Below are 18,857 nucleotides of genomic sequence, written 5' to 3' on the forward strand. Positions count from 1 at the left end.
GAATCGAAGTGCTCGCCCAAAAGCGGAACTGTCGCGGTAAATATTTTTTATTTGGGCTCGATGCTGGTCCACCAGGGCAGCGTGCGCTGTATCTTGACCGGCAATACCGTCTCCAGCATGGCCAGCGCCCGGTCCGGATCGCGCAGCGGATAACCGCCGAGCACGCGCAGCTGCGCCACCTGCGGCGCCACGCCCAGATGGCCGCGATGGTAGCGGCTCAATTCCGCCACCAACTGCTGCAATGGAATGTCGCTGGCCAGCAGCACCCCGCGTGTCCAGGCCTCGCGGGCCGGATCGGCGTTCTCGGTCGGCTGGAGCTGCCCGGCGCTGAAGCGCAGCTGCTGGCCAGCTTCGATCACGCGCGAGCCGCCGTGCGCCGGACTCACTGCAACCGCACCTTCATAGACGGCCAGCAGGGTGCTGTCGCCATCCAGCCGCACGGTGAAGCGCGTGCCCAGCGCCTGCATGCGGCCATGGCGGGTTTCGGCGATGAAAGGACGGGCGTCATGGCCGGTTTCAATCAGCATTTCACCACTGACCAGCTGGATGCAGCGCATGGCTGGCTGATAATCGGTGTTCAGTGCAGTGGCGGTGTTGAGCCAGATGCGGGTGCCGTCGGCCAGCGTGATATCGCGTAGCTCGCCGGTTGCGGTGCGATGCTCCGCCGACCAGGCCAGCGCGACCTCCGACAGCTCGCCACGGCGCCAGCCGGCCCAGCCCAGAAAGCCGGTGCCGGCCAGCGCGGCGATGCAGCCCAGCAGGCGGCGGCGTCCGGCGCGCGCGGTGTGCACCTGTGTTAGCGCGCCGGCGGCGGCCTGGCGGCTGTCCACGGCCTGCATCGGCGCGAAGCGTTGGCTGATGGTTTCGGCATAGGCCCAGGCCTGGCGGTGATCGCCGGCCTGCGCCAGCCAGTCGCGCAGCGCGGCGCGGTCCTGTTCGGTAGCGTCGCCGGAGCGCAGCAGGGCGAACCACTCGGCCGCCTGCTGCATCACCGCGTGCGACGGCGTGGCGGCCTCAGTGTGCATCGGCGCCCCAGCGGGCTTCCAGCTGCATACAGTGCAGCATGGCTTGCGCCATGTATTTGCGCACCATGCGGTCGGAGACGCCGAGTTCGGCGGCGATTTCCTTGTCGCTCATGTCCAGCACATTGCCCATCACAAAAGCCCGCGCTACATTCGGCGCCAGCTTGCGCAGCATGGCGTCCACCGCAGTCAGGGCTTGCAGCACGATGGCGCTGTCCTCGGCCGAGCAGATATTGCTGGCCGGCTGGGCGGCAAGGGCGTCGAGCCAGGCCTGTTCGACCTGGCGGCGGCGCCACAGATCGACGCACAGGCCGCGCGCGACCGTGCTCAGATAGGCGCGTGCGCCCTCGGCACTGTCAAAGGCGCGCGGCTTGAGCAACAGGCGGATGAACGCATCATGGGCCAGGTCGGCGGCATCGCCATGGTTGCCCAGGCGGCGTTGCAGCAAGCCATACAGCCAGCCGTGATGGTGGGAATACAGGAGTTCGACGGCCGACATCTGGCGCCCTTCAATCAGGTGCGGGCACCTGCAGCAAGAATAATCCGTGAATAAGAATCATTCCATTTTAATTTATCGCCGTGAATTATGCAATCCGCCAGCTCTGCGGCAACATTTTTAATGTAGTGTTAACTCTGGCCGCGCTACCATCAGGCGGCTGGTCATATTGACAAAAATAGGAGTGGATGGTGCGCTTGCTGCTGGTGGAAGACGATCCGATGATCGGCGAAAGTATCGAAGACGGTTTGCGCGGCGAGAGCTACGCGGTGGACTGGGTACGCGATGGCCAGGCGGCCGACCTGGCGCTAAAAACCATCAACTACGATCTGCTGCTGCTCGACCTGGGGCTGCCGCGCAAGCAGGGCATGGACGTGCTGCGCACTTTGCGCGCCTGCGGCGCTGACCTGCCGGTGCTGATCATCACCGCGCGCGACGGCACGCCTGCCCGCGTGGAGGGGCTGGACGGCGGCGCCGACGACTACCTGGTCAAGCCGTTCGACCTGGACGAGCTGCTGGCGCGCATCCGCGCCTTGCTACGGCGCCGGGTTGCCCGGACGCGCTCGCTGGTGGTGCATGGCGCGCTGGTGCTGGACCTGGCCAGCCACGAGGCGCAGTTCGAGGGCGAGCCGGTCAAGCTGTCGGCGCGCGAATTCGCGGTGCTGCGCGCCTTGCTCGACAGTCCGGGCAGCGTGGTGTCCAAGAGCCAGCTGGAGGACAAACTGTATGGCTGGAATGCCGAAGTCGAGAGCAATACGGTCGACGTGTATGTGCACCGTTTGCGGAAAAAATTCGGCGCCGACTTCATCAAGAATGTGCGCGGCGTCGGCTACAAAGTGAGCCCCGCACCATGAGGACCATCCGTCAACAACTGCTGATTGGCCTGTTGTGCGCTACGCTGGCCTGCGTGCTCGGCGCGGGTACCATGCTGTACCGCTCGCTGCTGGCGGAAACCAATGAATTGGCCGACTTGCAGCTGCGCCAGCTGGCGGGCGCGTTGCCGGGTGATCTGAGCGGCGGCGTGCAAGCCGGCAGCAACGATCCGGAAGAAGAATTTGTGCTGCAAGCCTGGAACGCCGACAGCTCAGTCGCGCATCGCGCCGTGGCGGCGGGCCTGACCGAGCTGCCGCGCTATCAGCTGGACGGCTATGCCCAGATCATGGTGAACGGCGACAATTGGCGCGTGTATGGCGAACAGGCGCACGGCCGCTATGTGCAGGTCGGCCAGCCGCAGCATGTGCGCGACGAGCTGGCGCTGGGCATGGCCTGGCGCGCCGGTGCACCGCTGCTGGTCATCGCGGTGCTGTTTGCCGCGCTGATGCTGGTGGTGGTGGGACGCGCGCTGCGCCCGCTGGACCGTCTGGCGCAGGCGGTGGTCGGGCAGTCGCCGACGGCGCTGCAACCGTTGGACCCGGACAGCATGACGCCGGACCTGCTGCCGGTGGTCACCGCATTGAATGGCCTGATGGGCAAGTTTGATGAAGCGCTGGCGGCGCAGCGAACCTTTGTGGCGGACGCCGCGCATGAACTGCGCTCGCCGCTGACCGCGCTCAAGCTGCAGCTGCAACTGGTGGAACGCGCCGACGGCGAGGCCGCGCGCGCACTGGCGCTGAGCAAGATGCATGAGCGTCTGGACCGGGGCAGCCATCTGGTGCGCCAGCTACTCAGTCTCGCACGTCACGAATCCGGCCTGGCCCGCACGCAGCTGCAAGCGGTGGAGGTCAACAAGCTGCTGGCCAGCGTGGTGTCCGATCATTCCGCGCTGGCCGATAGCCGCGAGATCGACCTGGGCGTGGAGTCCTTTGCGCCGCTGGTGCTGCAAGCGGATCCGGATGGCCTGCGCGTGCTGCTGAATAACCTGGTGGACAACGCCTTGCGCTACACGCAGCGCGGCGGCCGCGTCGACCTGCTGGCTGGCGTGGAGCAGGGCCAGCCTTTCCTGTGCGTGCGCGACAACGGCCCCGGTGTGGCGCCAGCGCTGCGGGAACGCCTGTTCGACCGCTTCTACCGGCCCGACGGCAACGATGTCTGGGGCGCCGGCCTTGGCCTGTCCATTGTGCGCAATATCGCTGATCATCATCGGGCGGCGATCCGGCTGGACAATGGCGAGGGCGAACAGGGCAAGGGCCTGAGCGTGACGGTGTTATTCACGTGCTGATTCAGGAATCTTTAATGCGCTGTTCATGATCGCGGCGGCAGAATCACTGCTTTACTAACGTATAAGCGGTGCATCAATGAAGAAAGTCCTCATCCTCGGCGTCAACGGTTTTATCGGCCACCATTTGTCGAAGCGCATTCTGGAAACCACCGACTGGCATGTCTATGGCATGGACATGAATAGCGACCGCATTCCGGACCTGCTGAATCATCCGCGCATGCACTTTTTTGAAGGCGACATCACCATCAACAAGGAGTGGGTCGAGTACCACGTCAAGAAATGCGATGTGATTTTGCCCCTGGTAGCGATTGCCACGCCGTCGACCTATGTGAAAGCGCCGCTGCGCGTGTTCGAGCTGGATTTTGAAGCCAACCTGCCGATCGTGCGTTCCGCCGCCAAATACGGCAAGCATCTGGTGTTTCCATCGACCTCCGAAGTGTATGGCATGTGCCATGACGAGGAATTCGATCCGGAGAACTCGGAACTGATCTGCGGCCCGATCAACAAGCCGCGCTGGATCTATTCCAACGCCAAGCAGCTGATGGACCGCGTGATCTGGGGCTATGGCATGGAAGGCTTGAACTTCACGCTGTTCCGCCCATTTAACTGGATCGGCGCCGGCCTGGATTCGATCCACACGCCGAAGGAAGGCTCGTCGCGCGTCGTGACGCAGTTCTTCGGCCATATCGTACGCGGCGAGAATATCTCGCTGGTCGACGGCGGCCACCAAAAGCGCGCCTTCACCGACATCGACGACGGCATCGACGCACTGATGAAGATCATCGAGAACAAGAACGGCGCCGCCAGCGGGAAAATCTATAACATCGGCAACCCGGTCAACAACTACTCGATCCGCGAACTGGCCGACATGATGATGACGCTGGCCGCGCATTATCCGGAATACGCCAGCGGCGCCGCGCAAGTGAAGATTGTTGAAACCACCTCTGGCGCGTACTACGGCACTGGCTATCAGGATGTGCAGAACCGCGTACCGAAGATCACCAACACCTGCGAGGAGCTGGGCTGGAAGCCATCCACCAGCATGGCCGATGCGCTGAAAAAAATCTTCGATGCTTACCGTAGCCAAGTGACCGCCGCGCGCGCCCTGATGGAGTAATCATGAACCGCGACCTGCCACCGCCTGAACTGTCTATCGTCATCCCCGTTTATAACGAGGAGGCCGGCCTGTTTGCGCTGTTCGCGCGGCTGTATCCGGCGCTGGACAAACTGGGCGCCAGCTACGAGATTGTATTTGTCAACGATGGCAGCCGCGATAATTCAGTCGCGGTGCTGGCCGGGCAGTTCCGCAAGCGTCCGGATGTGACGCGGGTGGTGCTATTCAATGGCAACTACGGCCAGCATATGGCCATCCTGGCGGGCTTTGAGGCGGCGCGCGGCCAGATCATGGTGACGCTGGACGCCGACCTGCAAAATCCGCCGGAGGAAATCGGCAAGCTGGTCGCCAAAATCCGCGCAGGCCATGATTACGTCGGCTCGATCCGCCGCAAGCGCCAGGATGCCGCGTGGCGCACTTACGCGTCCAAGGCCATGAACCGGCTGCGCGAGCGCATTACCAATATCAAAATCACCGACCAGGGCAATATGCTGCGCGCCTACAGCCGCAATGTGGTCGACCTGATGAACCAGTGCGCCGAGGTCAATACCTTCGTGCCGGCGCTGGCATACCGTTTCGCGCGCAACCCGGCCGAAATCGTGGTCGAGCACGAGGAACGCGCCGCCGGCGAGTCGAAATATTCGCTGTATAGCCTGATCCGCCTGAATTTCGATCTGGTGACAGGCTTCTCGCTGATTCCGCTGCAGTTTTATTCGATGCTGGGCATGCTGATGTCGCTGGCATCCGCCGGACTGGTGGGGATATTGCTGGTGCGCCGCCTATTCCTGGGCGCCGAGGCGGAAGGCGTGTTCACGCTGTTCGCAATTTCCTTCTTCTTCATGGGCGTGATTTTGTTTGGCATCGGACTGCTGGGCGAATACGTAGGCCGCATCTATCAGCAAGTGCGCGCCCGCCCACGCTACGTGGTGCAGACCATTCTTGAGCAGAAATCGCGCGAACATTTCACACTCAACTGATATTTAACGCCTTCTTAATGATTGTTTGTTTAGAATTGATGCTATTTGATTAACGAGGGGAAATAGATGGAAGAGTTGCTCGCCGCCTTCATGGCCTGGTTTATACACCTGGACACGCATCTGGCGCAGCTGATTGATCAGCATGGCGACTGGGTCTATCTGATCCTGTTCCTGGTTATCTTCATTGAGACCGGGGTGGTGGTCATGCCTTTCCTGCCTGGCGATTCGCTATTATTCATTGCCGGCGCGCTGGCAGCCAAGGGGCTGCTGGACCCGGTAACGCTGTGTGTGCTGCTGTTTATCGCCGCCGTTGCAGGCGACGCGCTGAATTTCAGCATAGGCTCGTGGTTCAAGAGCAGGGCGCTGGATACCAGCAAAATCCCGTTCGTGAAGCAGGAACACCTGCTGCATACGCAGCATTTCTTCGACAAGCACGGCGGCAAGACGATTATCCTGGCCCGTTTCGTGCCGATCGTCCGCACGCTGGCGCCGTTTGTCGCCGCGCTGGGTTCGATGCCGCGCAAGGTGTTCCTGGGCTATAACGTCAGCGGCGCCTTCCTGTGGATCGGCAGCCTGGTATCGGCAGGCTACCTGTTCGGCAACATCCCATGGATCAGTAAAAACCTGACCGCCGTGGTGATGGGCATTGTGGTGCTGTCCATCGTGCCGGCGATCGCGGGCTGGCTGCGCGCCCGTGCCGCAGCCTAAGCACGCAGTTTCTTTCCCAGCCGCCGCCAGCCGATCACCACGCCGGTCAGGCTCATCACCACGCCGCCGAGGCTGAGCAGGATCAGCACGCCGTCCCACAGGGGACGGCGTTCCACCAGCGGCAGCCAATCCCAGCTATGCAGCAAGGAGAACAGCCAGCGGCTCCAGCGTTGCAGCCGGTCGCAACGCGTGACCACCATGCCAGTATGCGGATCGAGATAAATCCAGCTATGCTGCGCGTCGGCGAACACTAGCCGCAGCACCGGCAACGGCTTAACGCTGCCACTGGTCATGCTGTGCTCATCGCGGCTGTAATAGTAAAAATCGTAGGCGGACAAAGTCTCAACACTGATCAACGGCGCAGGCAGCAGGCCGCGTGCGGCTTCGGTCAGCGCGTTGGCGTCGATGACGGTTGCTGTCGCGCTGTGGCTGTCGATCAGTGTCGGCTTGCCGCTTGCTGGCTGGGCCAGCACCACGGTGCGTCCCAATACGCGCGTCCAGCGCAGCTCGCGGATGTCGCCGTTAGCTGCGGCCAGCAACGCAGCCGGGGCAGCATCCAGCGCGGATGGCTGTAGCGCTCCCTGTTCCAGCGACGACATCCGCAGTTGCGCGGCACTGCTGGTGAACACGCGCCAGGGATTCATCGACATCAGCCCGCTGAAAATCCAGGTGGTGGCGATCACCGCGAACAGCAGACCGCCGATGTGATGCCAGCGCATGAACTTGTCAGGGTAGGGCGAGCGCGAACCGCTGCGATATGGCCGCGAAAAGCGCCAGCGCTGTATGCCCACGGTGGCGCCGATCAGCACCATCACTGTGCCAGCGATGGCCAGCCAGTTGACGATATCCGCCCAATAGCGATCCAGCACGCCACCACGGAAGGGATACAGCCAGTGTATCCACGCGCCGGCATAATTCCACAGCCGCTCATTGCGCGAGGCGTCGCGCACCACTTCGCCGGTGCGGCCGGAGATGTAAAGCAGCGTTTGCGCCGTATCGTCCAGCTGCACGCGATGCAGCGGGCGGTGCCGGTCCAGGCTGCGCGTGTGGGTGAAGGCGTCTTCATCGGTCATGTCCAGGTAGCGCGGCGCTGTGCCAGGACCTGCATAGGCTGCGGCGCTGGCGACCGCGCGTTGCGCATCCGTGACCATCACACGCTGTCCGGTGCGCGCATCGACCACGATGGTCGCCTTGCTGGCCGTTGGCTGCACCAGGTAGACCGGCCGGCCGGCGCTGGCCATGGACAGCCGCAGGTCGGCGAACGGGCCGCTGATGTGGGCGCGTTCCATGGCCTGCTGCGGTGCGAGCAGGCTAGCATCCGCCGTCAGTGTGGGCAGATGCTGCAGGCGCTCGGTTTCGGTCAGCTTGGGATAGCCGACATACATCATCACCATGCCGGACAAGAACCACATGGCGAAGAACATGCACAGTATGATGCCCATCCAGCGGTGCAGCAGGAATAAGAGTCGCTTGCTCATAGGCTGATATTGGCCGAGACGTAGACAGCCCGGCCATCGCCGGGCGCATGGCGCGTCTGATCGTTCAGCCAGACGTACTCATAGTAGCGATTTGCCAGATTCTTCAGCTGCACGTCCAGCGTCAGGTTGCGCGACACGCGGTAGCTGGCGCTGGCGTTCAGCAGAGTGTATGCGCCGTACTTGCTGCCGGTGTTGGCGGTGGTCAGATAGTAGTCGCCCTGGCCGTTGGCCCAGGCGGACAGTTTAAGCGCTGGCGTCAGCTGCATCTCGTAGCCGGCAGAGTACAGGCGGCCAGGCAGGTGGTCGATCTGCTTGCCCAGCGTGGCTGGCGCGGCCGGATCCGGCCGCGTGATGCGCGAGCGCTGCCAGGAATAGCTTACCCAGGCCGACGCGCCGCTGCTGGTGCGGATATTGAGCTGGGCATCGGCGCCTTCGCGGCGCGTACTGCCAATGTTTTCCGAGCCGCCGGCCGGGTCGTTGAGACGCCGCTTGACCTCATCCGACGCATCCTGCCGCCATAGCGCCACGCGGCCGTTCAGCCATTCCACTGGCGTGAACTTGACGCCGCCTTCCCAGCCTTCATTGATCGATGGCCGTAGCGCGCTATCCGTACTCTGATAGGCGGCCGCACCGGCGCCGACCTGGAAAGTCTTGCCCCAGTTGGCGTAGATGCTGGCGGTGGTGTTTGGTGCATAGACCGCGCTGAACTTCGGCTGCCTGATCAGACCATAGTCCTGGATATCGTAGTGGACATTGCGGCTGCGGTCGGTGAAATCGCCTGCCACTTTGTCGACACGGTAGCCGGGTATCAGCTTGACGCCTGGCAGCGGTTGCAGCACGGCTTGCACATAGCCGCCGTAGGTATCGAAGCGGAAGTGCTGGTCGCGTGTGGTGGACACGCGTACCTGATTGCTGGTGTTGTAGCGCGGGCTGGCATCGTGCTGATGCTCGGCACTGACGCCGGCCTCCATCGACACACTTGGCAGACGGTAGGTCAGGCTGGCCAGCAGCCCCTCGTGGGTTTCATCGATCACGCGCTCCTGCTGCGAGGTGATGATGGAGTAGCGCAGCCAGCGCTGGTCCTGCACGCTATTGCGATACAGCCTCGCGGCCAGCGACAGCCGCTCGCTCAATCGATGGTCGAGATGGAGGCTGGCCTGCGTCATGTCGCGATTGCCGCCGGTGGCGCGCGCGTAGGCATAGGCGGTGCTTGGGTCGCTGCGTGCATCCTTGGCTTCCAGATAGCCGGCTTCGTCGCCCTTGCTTTCGGTGTGGCGCAGGATCAGGCCGGAACGCGTGCGGCCATCGTCACTGGTGTAAAACCATTTGCCGCCCACGGTCAGTTTATCGAAGCCGCTATTGGCGCGGTAACCGTTGGATTGCAGATAGCCGGCAAAATAGTTCTGCGTCCAGTTGCCGCTTTCGATCCCTTGCGCGAATTGCAACTGGCGGGTGGCGAAGCTGCCGTAGCCGATCCGCACATCGCTATCGTTGCCGCCCAGGCGGGTGTTGATGTTCACATTGCCGGCGATATTGTGCAGGCCGTAGCGTGGGTCATTGGTACCGCGTACCACTTCGATACTGTTGATTTCGAGCGGGAACAGCATGTCGAGAAACGGCATGCCGCCGGCGTTGTCGTTGCTGGGGATGCCGTCGATCAGCAGCTTGACGGCATTGACTTCACCTTCACCATTGAAGCCACGGAAGGACAGCTTGCCGGACTCATTCCCTTGCCGGAACTGCGTCAGCATCACGCCGGGCGCGCGCGAGAACAGTTCCCAGGTGTGTTGCGATTGCTGGTCCTGGATCAGTTCCGCGCCCAGGATATCGACTGAACTGAGTACGCTGCGCGCGGCCATGGGACCGCTGCGTTGCGCGCTGATTTCCACGCGGCCCAGCACCAGTGCGGCATCATCGCCGTTTTCCTGCGCCAGGCCAAAAGCTGACGCGCTCAGAAGCGCGGGCAGCAGTGCTGCCTGCGCGTATATTTTTGCAGATGACATAGTTACTTCCCTGTAGAGATTCCTGCGGCGCAAGCGAACGTGCTTGTGCCGCCATGCAAACGGATGGAATAAGACTCAGGAAGTAGCGGGAGGCCCGCGCGGCTTGGCGGCGGCCCATGGGAACAGCGGCGCGGGCGCGTGGTGGAATAGCGAAGGGTAGAGGTCATGGCCGCCAACGACGGCGAAGCTGAACGCTTCCGGCGGCGTCAATGCCTGTGGACTGGCGTGTGCGGCGCAGTACGGGCATTTCTCCATGTGCTGCATCAGATCCGGCTGGTGCGGTGTGTCGCTGGCCGGCAGCTGCACGCGCTTGACGCCATTGACGCCGCACAGCTCCAGCCATTGCGGCGGACTGCCACGGCTGGCCGACATCGCATGCGACACCACCGGTGCGAGCGCGCCAAACAGGACGGCCAGCAAGGCGATCCAGGCAACAAGCACGCGGCGGTTAAGGAAGGAGGACATGGCGCTATTGTAAATCAGGATGGATTTGCTTGCGTTTAGCCTCCTGGTTTTTACCAGCGATGGTTGAAGCTCAGGTTGAGCACCGCTCCCGGTGCTGGCAGGCGGCTGGCGTTGTTACTACTGCGCATAAGCTGGCTGTAGGCCGGCAGGTAGTAGCGATTCAGCAAGTTCTCGACGCCCACACTCAGGCTGTCGCGTGGCGTCAACTGGAAGCGGCTGACCAGATCGAGCGTGGTGTAGCTCCTGACTTCACGGCGGCCGAAACCGGCGACGCCATTCAGCCGGTAATCGCGCTGGCCATAGTGTGTCAGTTGCAGGCGGTTGCTCCAGGTTCCACTTGGCTTGTACTGCACATAGCCAGTGATCTTCAGTGGCGGAATGCGGTAGCCGGACATGCGCTGGTCCTTGCTGCTGCCTTGCGGCGTTTCGCGGCCGGACAGGGTGGTCAGCGTCGCACCTCCGCCCCAGGCTGCGTCGGCCGGCAGATAGTCGGCGCTTGCTTCCAGGCCTTTGATTTTCTCCGCGGTGCGGGTCAGGATCAAACCGTTGTTGAAGCTTTGCACATCGCCCAGTTTGGACGTGGTATAGAACACCGCCAGCGCGCCTTGCAGATCGTTGACGCCGCCGCGCCAGCCGAGTTCATAGTTGTTGGTCTTGACCGGTTCCAATGCTGACGATGCCAGCTTGAACGCGGGCGTGGCGTTGCGGATCTGTACGCCCATATCCGGTAGCTGGAAGCCCTGGCTGAACGAACCATATACTTCATGATCGCGCGAGATCCTGTAGACCGCGCCGACGTTGCCCATCCACGCGCCGTAGCTCAGCGCGCCGCCCTTGACCTGCTGCGGACTGGCGGCGCGGATCTGCGACAGCGGCACAAAATCATCAAAGCGCGCGCGGGCGTGTTCGTAGCGCAGGCCACCTTCCAGCGCCCATTGCTGATTCAGCTTGTATTGCAGCTGGCCGAAGCCGCCTATGCTGCGCGTGGTCAGCAGCGGCATGTAGATTAGCGTGCCGGTCTTCTGGAAGATTTTGCCTGCGCTGGCGTCGTAGACGGCAGGGTTGAAAATATCGTCCGGCATGTCGCTACGTTCCTGATTGTAATCCACGCCCCATAGCAGCTTGAGCTGGCTTGCCAACGGGGTGTCGAAAGTGGCGCGGCCGCCAGCCACGCGCGAATTCTGCATCACCTGGTCGACGTTATTGCCGCGTGTGGACACCGCGCGCGCGTCGAATGGCGTAAATCGCGTGTAATAATCGCGATAGTACAGCTGGGTGGACAGGCTGCCACCCAGCACATCCTGATGCTGGTAATTCAGGCTGGCCAGCGTGTTGCGCAGCTGGTTTTGCTGCGCCAGTTGCAAGCCATCGATGGGCTTGGCGATGGCTGCGCCTGCCGGAAGGCGGCTTACCGATGGATCGGAGCCATAATCGCTGTCCTGGTCGGCAACGTAGCGGCTGACTGACAACTGGACGCGCTGTGCGCGGTCGATGCGCATGCCGATTTTGCCGCTCACGGCATAGTTGTTGCTGTCGAACAGATCACCCTGGCTAGGCTCGGGAGCGATACGTTTGCCTTTGCCATCGAAGGAGCCGCCGATGTGTTGCAGGCCGATGTTGAATGCGTAGTCAACCGCGCCATTGGAACCGGACATGAAATGACGGACTTCGCCGCCCATGCCGTCGGCGTCGATGTGCGATAGCGCCGAACGTAGTGTAACCGTGGTTTCCGCCAGCGGCGCGCCGCCAGCCGGGCGGGTGGTGATGGCGATCAGGCCGCCGCTGGCTCCTGCGCCGTAAATGGCGCTGCTGCCGCGCACGACTTCAACCTTGTCGATGCTGCTCAGGTTCAGCGCCGCCATATTGCGCGACGAATCGCGGTTGGTGTTGAGCGGGATGCCATCCACCAGCACCAGCGTGCTGCGGCCGCGCAGCGTCTGGCCATAGTCGGTGATGGTGCGGCTGGAATCCGCCATGCCCGGCACCACTTTGCTAAGTACGGTGGCCAGGCTGTCCGAGGTCTGGTTCAGCTCCTCCAGTTCAGCGCGGGTAATGACGGTGCTTTGCCGGGTAGGGCGGATCAGATTGCTCTTGGTACGCTGGGCCGTCACTTCAATCGATTGCAACGGCAACGATTCCTCCGCCGGAGCGGCCGTCGCCGTCGCCGGCTTGCTTGCCTGAGGCGTTTGAGGCGCGACCTTCAGCGTATAAGCACCATTCGCCAGCGGCTGCGCTTGCAGACCGCTGCCGTCCAGCAGCCGCGCAAAGCCATCCTCGACTGACACGCTGCCGTGCAGCCCCTTGCTGGTTTTTCCTTCCAGCAGCCGGCCATCAAACGACAGCGGTACGCGGGCTTTCGCGGCAAAACCAGACAGTGCCTGGCTCAGCGGACCAGCCGGAATATCGTAGACCTGGACGGCCTCCGGCGCCGCCTGCGCCAGCGCACAGGCGAGTATCAATGGCAAAGGAGATAAATTCATTGCGGGCCTTTCATGGATCAGATGTGTTGTTCTTATCTGATATGCCCAACGAGATTCAAAAAAGGCTCAATTATTTTTCAGGCCGGGTTACGCGGACCCAGTAGCGGGTACGGTATTGCATGTGGACCGGCATGGTTTGTTCCAGCAGCGATAGCGCCAAACTCGTATCGTTGAGCGGGAACACGCCGGAGACTGGCAATCTGGCCAAGGCCGGATCGCATTCCAGCACGCCGCGGCGATAGCGGCTCAGTTCGGCAATGAACTGCGATAGCGGCATCTGGTTGGCGATCAGCATGCCGCTGGCCCAGGCGCTGCTGTTATCGTCGGCGTCGGACAACGGATCAATGCGCGTCGCGGACATCGCTGATTGCTTGCCTGCCGGGACGTGCAAAAGGGAGTAGGGCGCTTCACTCAGGCTGAGTTCTACCGCGCCTTCAAATACTGCAATCTTATTTTGCTCGCCTGAGCGGCGCACCATGAAGCGTGTGCCCAGCGCCTTGATGTAGCCTTCGTCCACGGATACCATCAGCGAGCGCGGGTCCTTGGCGGTGGTGACCAGGATCTCGCCACGATGCAGCCAGATGCCGCGCAGGGTCTGGCTGAAGAACACGTCGATTTCGCTATCGGTATTCAGATGCACCCGCGTGCCATCGGCCAGCACGATTTCCCGATGCTCGCCGATCGCGGTGCGGTAGGTGTTGTCATTTTGCAGCCAGGGCGCATGACGGAAAGCCAGCCAGGCGGCCGGGCCGGCGACTAGCAGCGCCGCCACGGTCTTGATGGCGCGCCGCCTCGCGGGCGCTTTTCTTAGCGCGATTGCGCCGCCTGGCGGCAGGCCGCTGAATTTGTCCATCAGCAGCGAGGCCTTTTCCCATGCGCGTTGATGCTCCGGGCTGCGCTCGCGCCATTGGGCCAGTTGGGCACGGCGTTCGGGCGGCAGCGGGCCGTCGTGCATTTCCATCAGCCAGGTGGCCGCCTCGGTCAGGATATGGTCGGGAATCGCTGCCTGCATTACAGCGCTTTCAGGCAGCGCTGCAGGGCCAGCAGCATGTGGCGCTTGACGGTGCTGAGCGAGATCTCCAGCAGCTTGGCGATCTCGTCATAGGACAGCCCGTCCAGCTGGGCCAGCAACAGCACTTGCCGGGCCTTGGCCGGCAGGCGGTCGAGGATGCGGTCGATCTCGCTCAGCGTTTCCAGCACCGCCAGGCGTTCTTCTGGCGATGGCTGGGCCGGCTCCGGCATGCCCGCCAGCGCTTCCAGATAGGCCAGCTCCAGCTGCTGCCGACGCAAGTGATTATTCAGCAAGCCTTTGGCGATAGTGGTCAGATAGGCGCGCGGCTCGCGCAGGTCCAGCGGCAGCCGGCTGCCGAGGATGCGCAGGAAGGTGTCGTGCGCCAGATCCGCGCCAAGACTGCGGCAGTGCAGCTTGCGGCTCAGCCATGTCGCCAGCCAGGCGTGATGCTCGTTATAGAGCGTACCGGCTTGTTGGCGGGCTTCGACGGGGGACATGAGAAAAATTTGTAAATGATAATTATTCTCATGATACCTTGAGTCATGCGGCTTGAGCAATACCTCGAAGTTTGATTGCTTAGTCCCCGGCCAGCACCGGTTCGATCTGGCGGGTGGCCAGCACTTTGTCGATGCGCAGGCCGTCCAGGTCCACTACCTCGAAATCCCAACCCTGCCAGTGGCAGCGGTCACTGGTGCGCGGGATGTCGCCCATCAGCAGCATCACCATGCCGCTCAGGGTGTTGTAGCGGCCACGTTCTTCTTCCGGCACGTCGCGCAGGCCCAGACGGTCTTTCAGTTCCGGGATCGGGATCAGGCCGTCCAGCAGCCACGAACCGTCGTGGCGCTGCACTGCCCAGGATTCTTCCGGATGCGGCGTCTTGAATTCGCCGGTGATGGCTTCCATTACATCCTGCAGCGTGACGATGCCCAGCACTTCGCCGTATTCATCCACGATGAAGGCCAGTTGTGCGCCGGATTGCTTGAAGTGTTCCAGCAGCTCCATGCCGGTCAGCGACTCGGGTACGAATACCGGTTCTTCCAGTTGCGCGGTCAGGTCCAGCTGATGGCCGTTCAGCGTCTGCATCAGCATCTGGCGCGCGCTGGCGACGCCCAGCACCTGGCGCCAGCCGTCGCGCAGCACCGGGAAGCGCGAGTGGGTGCTGGCGTTGAAGCGGCTCAGATTGACGGCCGGGTCTTCGTCGACGTCGAAGTAGATGATGTCGCGGCGCGGTATCATGAACGAGGCGATCTGGCGGTCGTCCAGGCGGAACAGCTTGCGCACCATCTGGTGCTCCTGTTCTTCGATGACACCGGAATCGGAACCTTCCTCCAGCATCAGGTGCAGCTCTTCCTCGGTCATCGCCTGCGGGCCGGTGTTACGCACGCCGAGCAGGCGCAGCACCAGCTGCGTCGAAGCCGACAGCAGGCGCACGAATGGTCGGGCGATGATGGCCAGCAGCTGCATCGGGCGGGCGATCAGGCGGGCCAGCGGTTCGGGATTCAGCTGCGCCAGGCGCTTCGGCACCAGTTCGCCCAGCACAATGGAGAAATAGGTCAGGATCACCACGATCGACGCGGTGGCGGCGTTGTCGGCCCATTTTTCGGGGACGCCGTGGGACAGCATCCATTCGCCGAACGGGCGCGCCAGCGTGGCTTCACCGACGATACCATTCAGGACGCCGATGGAGGTGATGCCGATCTGGATGGTAGAGAGGAACTTCGTGGGATCTTCGCCCAGCTGCAGGGCTGCGCGGGCGCCGCTGTCGCCGCCCTCGGCCGCTTTGGCGAGGCGGGCCTTGCGGGCCGTCATCAGTGCGATTTCAGCCATGGCAAACAGGCCGTTGAGCAGAATTAACCCAAAAAGTATAGCAATTTCCATTGAAGTGGCGCAGAGAGCGCGATGTTAGAAAGCGCCTATTCTATGTCAGAGTTCTTAAGAATTTATTTTTTTGGCCTTGCCTATATTTCCAGCACCAGATGGCCGGGCGCAGCGGCCCAGGAGACGCAGGTGCACATGCCGGTGGCGCGCATGGCCGGCGTCAGGCAGATGTCGCGGTGCAGCGGCGCGCCGTGCAGCACCGGCGTGTAGCACTTGCCGCATTCGCCGCGCTGGCAGTCGTAGGAGACAAAGGCGTCGGCTGCCAGCAGGGCGTCAAGGATGGAGGTGCCGGGCTGGACTTCGATGGTCATCTCCGATAGTGACAGCTCTACCGTCAGTGGACCATCGTCCTGGCCGGTGCGCGCGCCGAAGCTTTCAAAGTGCATGGCAGATTGCGGCCAGCCCGCTTGCGCGCCGGCTTCGGCCAGAGCTTGCAGCAGCACAGCCGGGCCGCAGGAATACAGGCTGTCGCCCGCCGTGTACGGCCCCAGCACGGCGGCCAGGTCGGCGCGCCCATCCCGCTCCGACAGGTGCTGGATGATGGTGGCGTGCGGGATGGCGCGCAGTTCATCCAGCAGCACCAGCCGCTCGGCGCTGCGGGCCAGGTAGTGCAGCTCAAAGGGCTGGCCGGCCGCGCTGAGCGCGTGTGCCATCGACACCAGCGGCGTGATGCCGATACCGCCCGCAATCAGCCGCACGCGTGGCCCTGCCGCTTCCAGCGGAAAGCTGTTGAACGGTCCACTCAGGTCGATTTCGCTGCCGGTGCCATAGGCTTCGTGTAGGCAGCGCGAGCCGCCTTTGCCGGTTTCCTCGCGCTGCACGGCGATGCGGTAGGCGTGGGCCGGGCCGGCGGCGCCGACCAGCGAGTAGTGGCGTTCCATGGCTTCGCCGCCGGCGCCCTGGAAATGCAGCACGATGTGTGAGCCGGGCTGCCAGTCGGGCAGTGGCGCGCCGTCCTGGCGGCGGATCTGGAATTCCTTGACGGCGGGACCGTGCTCGATCACCTGCGAGATGATGTAGCGCATGATGTCAGCTCACCGCCGGGTTGAATGGCGACGCGTCCAGGTATTCCCACTCCAGCTTTTGCGGTGTGTCGCGCAGGATCCAGCGCTCCACCTTGAATTCCCAATAGCGCTTGGTGCCGCCGGTTTCATTGTGCGGATCGTCCTGGTGCCACAGCACTTTAGCGGTGCCGGTCAGTTGCAGCAGCTGGCCGTTGGCAAAGTCGGGAATGCACAGGCCGGCGTGCGGATCGATATGGAAATTGCCTAGCGTGTTGAACAGGCTGTTGCCGTCGTAGTCGGGAATGCGCAGCGTGCTGTCATCCACCTGATGGATGAAGCCGGGCTTGCCGCCACGGTGCGAGGCGTCGGCGCCGCTGCTGGCGTGGCGGCTGGCCAGAAACAGTGTATCGGCCTGCTGGATGAGGTTTTCCACCGTGCCGCGCAGCACCGTGCCGTGCGCGGTCTGTACCGGCAGCAGTGGTTCGCCCAGCGCGCGCAACTGGCGGCGCTGGATGTATTTGGGGCAGTTCGGGTAGGCCTCGCGGATGGCGACTTCGGCGCCGCGCTTGTCGAGCCGGTTCAGCATGCCGTTGACGCGGTAGCGGCGGCGCGAGCCGAGTTCGATGAACAGCATGCCCAGGTCCTGATTGGAGGCGAGGTTATTCCACAGCGGATCTGAGTGGTCACGTTCCTTGTCCGGCACGTCGATGATGATCGAGCTGCCGTCTTCGGTGTGCAAAAAACCCGGTTTGCCGAACAGCAGCGAGGCCCAGACCTTGCCCTGCGCGTCCACGCTGCCCAGCACCGCCATGAACTGCTTGGCGATGAACGGGCGGGCGCCGGCGATGACCCGGTCGGACAACACCACGATGTTGCGGTCGGCAATCGCCGTTTCGCCGGCGAGCCGTTGCGCCTCGCGTTCGCCTGGGTGGAAACTGCTGTCTTCCATGGTTTTCTCCGTCGTCGGCCTGGCCGAATAAATTGCTGTAGCGTGCATTCTGCGCAATAATCCGGCAAACAAGAATAGCCGCCCAACGCAAGTCACTGTTTCGCCTGGAGTAATAAATGGATCAATTTCACCTGATGACGGTGTTTGTCGCCGCTGGTGAGGAAGAGAGTTTTGCCGCCGCCGCGCGCCGCCTGGGCTTGTCGCCGGCCGCGATTACCCGCGCGATTTCGGCGCTGGAGGAGCAGCTGGGCGTCAAGCTGCTGGCGCGCACCACGCGCAATGTACGGCTGACCGAGGCGGGGCGGCGCTATCTGGACGACAGCCGTAACATCCTGTCCAGCATCGCCGAGGCGAACCAGGCCGCCACCGGCATCAATGCTTCGCCCAAAGGGAATCTGTCGGTGACCACCTCGGTGCTGTTTGGCAAAGCGTTTGTCATGCCCTGCATCGTGCGCTTCCTGGCGGCCTACCCGGAGGTCGAGGTGTCGGCCTATTTCCTCGACCGGGTGGTGAATATGGTTGACGAGGGCATCGACGTGGCGGTGCGCATCGGCCATTTGCCAGACTCCGGCCTGAAGGCGCTGCGGGTAGGACAGGTGCGGCGGGTGCTGTGCGCCTCGCCGGAGTACCTGGCCAGGCATGGCGTGCCGCAGCACCCGGCCGACCTGCTAAGGCACGCGATTATTGCGGCCAGCGGCATTTCGCCACGCGTTGAATGGAAGTTTGGTGCGGTGGACGATCCGACCATGGTGCGCATGCGGCCACGGCTGATGGTGACCAGCAATGACTCGGCCATGGACGCGGCGCTGGCCGGTGTGGGCATCTGCCGCCTGCTGTCCTACCAGATCGCTGATGAGCTGGCGGCCGGACGGCTGAAAATCATCCTTGCCGAGTATGAGGAATCGCCATGGCCGGTGCATGTACTGCACCGGGAGAGCAAGTTCGGCTCGTCCAAAGTGCGCAATTTTATCGACTTGCTGGCGGACCACCTGCGCACGCATCCGCACCTGAATTGACACCGTAGTATTTCGCTGTGCGAAATGATGAATTGTTTCTAGCATTATTTATTTCGTGTAACTCAGTGCCTAGAATGGCCTCATTCATTCACCTGAG

At 62.8% G+C, this 18,857-nt stretch carries 17 protein-coding genes; 6 read left to right on the forward strand and 11 right to left on the reverse strand.

Features of this window, described 5'->3' with window-relative positions; all coding sequences use genetic code 11:
• Positions 1-47 precede the first annotated feature (47 nt).
• Positions 48-1,025, reverse strand: coding sequence for a FecR domain-containing protein (locus KW842_RS13780; RefSeq protein WP_229223673.1), 978 nt, complete (start codon positions 1,023-1,025; stop codon positions 48-50).
• Positions 1,015-1,521 (reverse strand): sigma-70 family RNA polymerase sigma factor, encoded by a 507-nt coding sequence (locus KW842_RS13785; protein WP_218304656.1) that lies wholly within the window; start codon positions 1,519-1,521, stop codon positions 1,015-1,017. Before KW842_RS13785 ends, KW842_RS13780 begins: the two co-directional genes overlap by 11 nt.
• A 188-nt stretch (positions 1,522-1,709) precedes the next feature.
• Here KW842_RS13785 and KW842_RS13790 point away from each other — a divergent pair, with 188 nt between their 5' ends.
• From KW842_RS13790 to KW842_RS13810, 5 genes are all read left to right on the forward strand, one after another.
• A complete protein-coding gene (locus KW842_RS13790) occupies positions 1,710-2,372 on the forward strand; it encodes a response regulator transcription factor (RefSeq protein WP_218304723.1) in 663 nt (220 codons plus the stop codon).
• The gene (locus tag KW842_RS13795; RefSeq protein WP_218304657.1) at positions 2,369-3,676 is read left to right on the forward strand and encodes an ATP-binding protein; all 1,308 of its coding nucleotides are present in this window, start codon (positions 2,369-2,371) and stop codon (positions 3,674-3,676) included. Before KW842_RS13790 ends, KW842_RS13795 begins: the two co-directional genes overlap by 4 nt.
• A gap of 76 nt (positions 3,677-3,752) precedes the next feature.
• Positions 3,753-4,793, forward strand: a complete 1,041-nt coding sequence (locus tag KW842_RS13800; RefSeq protein WP_218304658.1) for a bifunctional UDP-4-keto-pentose/UDP-xylose synthase — start codon at positions 3,753-3,755, stop codon at positions 4,791-4,793.
• Between the two features lie 2 nt (positions 4,794-4,795).
• Positions 4,796-5,767, forward strand: a complete 972-nt coding sequence (locus KW842_RS13805) for a glycosyltransferase (RefSeq protein WP_218304659.1) — start codon at positions 4,796-4,798, stop codon at positions 5,765-5,767.
• 66 nt (positions 5,768-5,833) lie between these two features.
• Positions 5,834-6,475, forward strand: coding sequence for a VTT domain-containing protein (locus tag KW842_RS13810; RefSeq protein WP_218304660.1), 642 nt, complete (start codon positions 5,834-5,836; stop codon positions 6,473-6,475).
• Here the strand turns inward: KW842_RS13810 and KW842_RS13815 are convergent.
• The 9 genes from KW842_RS13815 to KW842_RS13855 form a co-directional block, all read right to left on the reverse strand.
• Positions 6,472-7,953: a PepSY domain-containing protein gene (locus KW842_RS13815; RefSeq protein ID WP_218304661.1), complete on the reverse strand. Its 1,482-nt coding sequence runs from the start codon at positions 7,951-7,953 to the stop codon at positions 6,472-6,474. The two genes, KW842_RS13810 and KW842_RS13815, sit on opposite strands and share 4 nt — an antisense overlap.
• Positions 7,950-9,956, reverse strand: a complete 2,007-nt coding sequence (locus KW842_RS13820; RefSeq protein ID WP_218304662.1) for a TonB-dependent receptor — start codon at positions 9,954-9,956, stop codon at positions 7,950-7,952. The genes KW842_RS13815 and KW842_RS13820 overlap by 4 nt, the downstream gene beginning before the upstream one ends.
• Before the next feature lie 75 nt (positions 9,957-10,031).
• Complete coding sequence (locus KW842_RS13825) at positions 10,032-10,421, reverse strand: DUF2946 domain-containing protein (protein ID WP_218304663.1); 390 nt, start codon at positions 10,419-10,421, stop codon at positions 10,032-10,034.
• Positions 10,422-10,471: 50 nt separating this feature from the next.
• The gene (locus tag KW842_RS13830; protein WP_218304664.1) at positions 10,472-12,901 is read right to left on the reverse strand and encodes a TonB-dependent receptor; all 2,430 of its coding nucleotides are present in this window, start codon (positions 12,899-12,901) and stop codon (positions 10,472-10,474) included.
• A 70-nt stretch (positions 12,902-12,971) separates the two neighbouring features.
• Positions 12,972-13,913, reverse strand: a complete 942-nt coding sequence (locus KW842_RS13835) for a FecR domain-containing protein (protein ID WP_218304665.1) — start codon at positions 13,911-13,913, stop codon at positions 12,972-12,974.
• Positions 13,913-14,410 (reverse strand): sigma-70 family RNA polymerase sigma factor, encoded by a 498-nt coding sequence (locus KW842_RS13840; protein WP_218304666.1) that lies wholly within the window; start codon positions 14,408-14,410, stop codon positions 13,913-13,915. Before KW842_RS13840 ends, KW842_RS13835 begins: the two co-directional genes overlap by 1 nt.
• Before the next feature lie 79 nt (positions 14,411-14,489).
• Positions 14,490-15,791 carry a hemolysin family protein gene (locus KW842_RS13845; protein ID WP_218304667.1) on the reverse strand — a complete coding sequence of 434 codons (1,302 nt, stop codon included), beginning with the start codon at positions 15,789-15,791 and terminating at the stop codon, positions 14,490-14,492.
• Between the two features lie 80 nt (positions 15,792-15,871).
• The gene (locus tag KW842_RS13850; RefSeq protein WP_218304668.1) at positions 15,872-16,816 is read right to left on the reverse strand and encodes a PDR/VanB family oxidoreductase; all 945 of its coding nucleotides are present in this window, start codon (positions 16,814-16,816) and stop codon (positions 15,872-15,874) included.
• 4 nt (positions 16,817-16,820) lie between these two features.
• Positions 16,821-17,744, reverse strand: coding sequence for a pyridoxamine 5'-phosphate oxidase family protein (locus KW842_RS13855; RefSeq protein WP_218304669.1), 924 nt, complete (start codon positions 17,742-17,744; stop codon positions 16,821-16,823).
• Between the two features lie 116 nt (positions 17,745-17,860).
• Between KW842_RS13855 and KW842_RS13860 the strand changes: the two genes are divergently transcribed.
• Positions 17,861-18,760 (forward strand): LysR family transcriptional regulator, encoded by a 900-nt coding sequence (locus tag KW842_RS13860; protein ID WP_218304670.1) that lies wholly within the window; start codon positions 17,861-17,863, stop codon positions 18,758-18,760.
• Positions 18,761-18,857 lie beyond the last annotated feature (97 nt).

The sequence above is a fragment of the Duganella sp. sic0402 genome (assembly GCF_019219065.1).
Classification (GTDB): Bacteria; Pseudomonadota; Gammaproteobacteria; order Burkholderiales; family Burkholderiaceae_D; genus Rugamonas.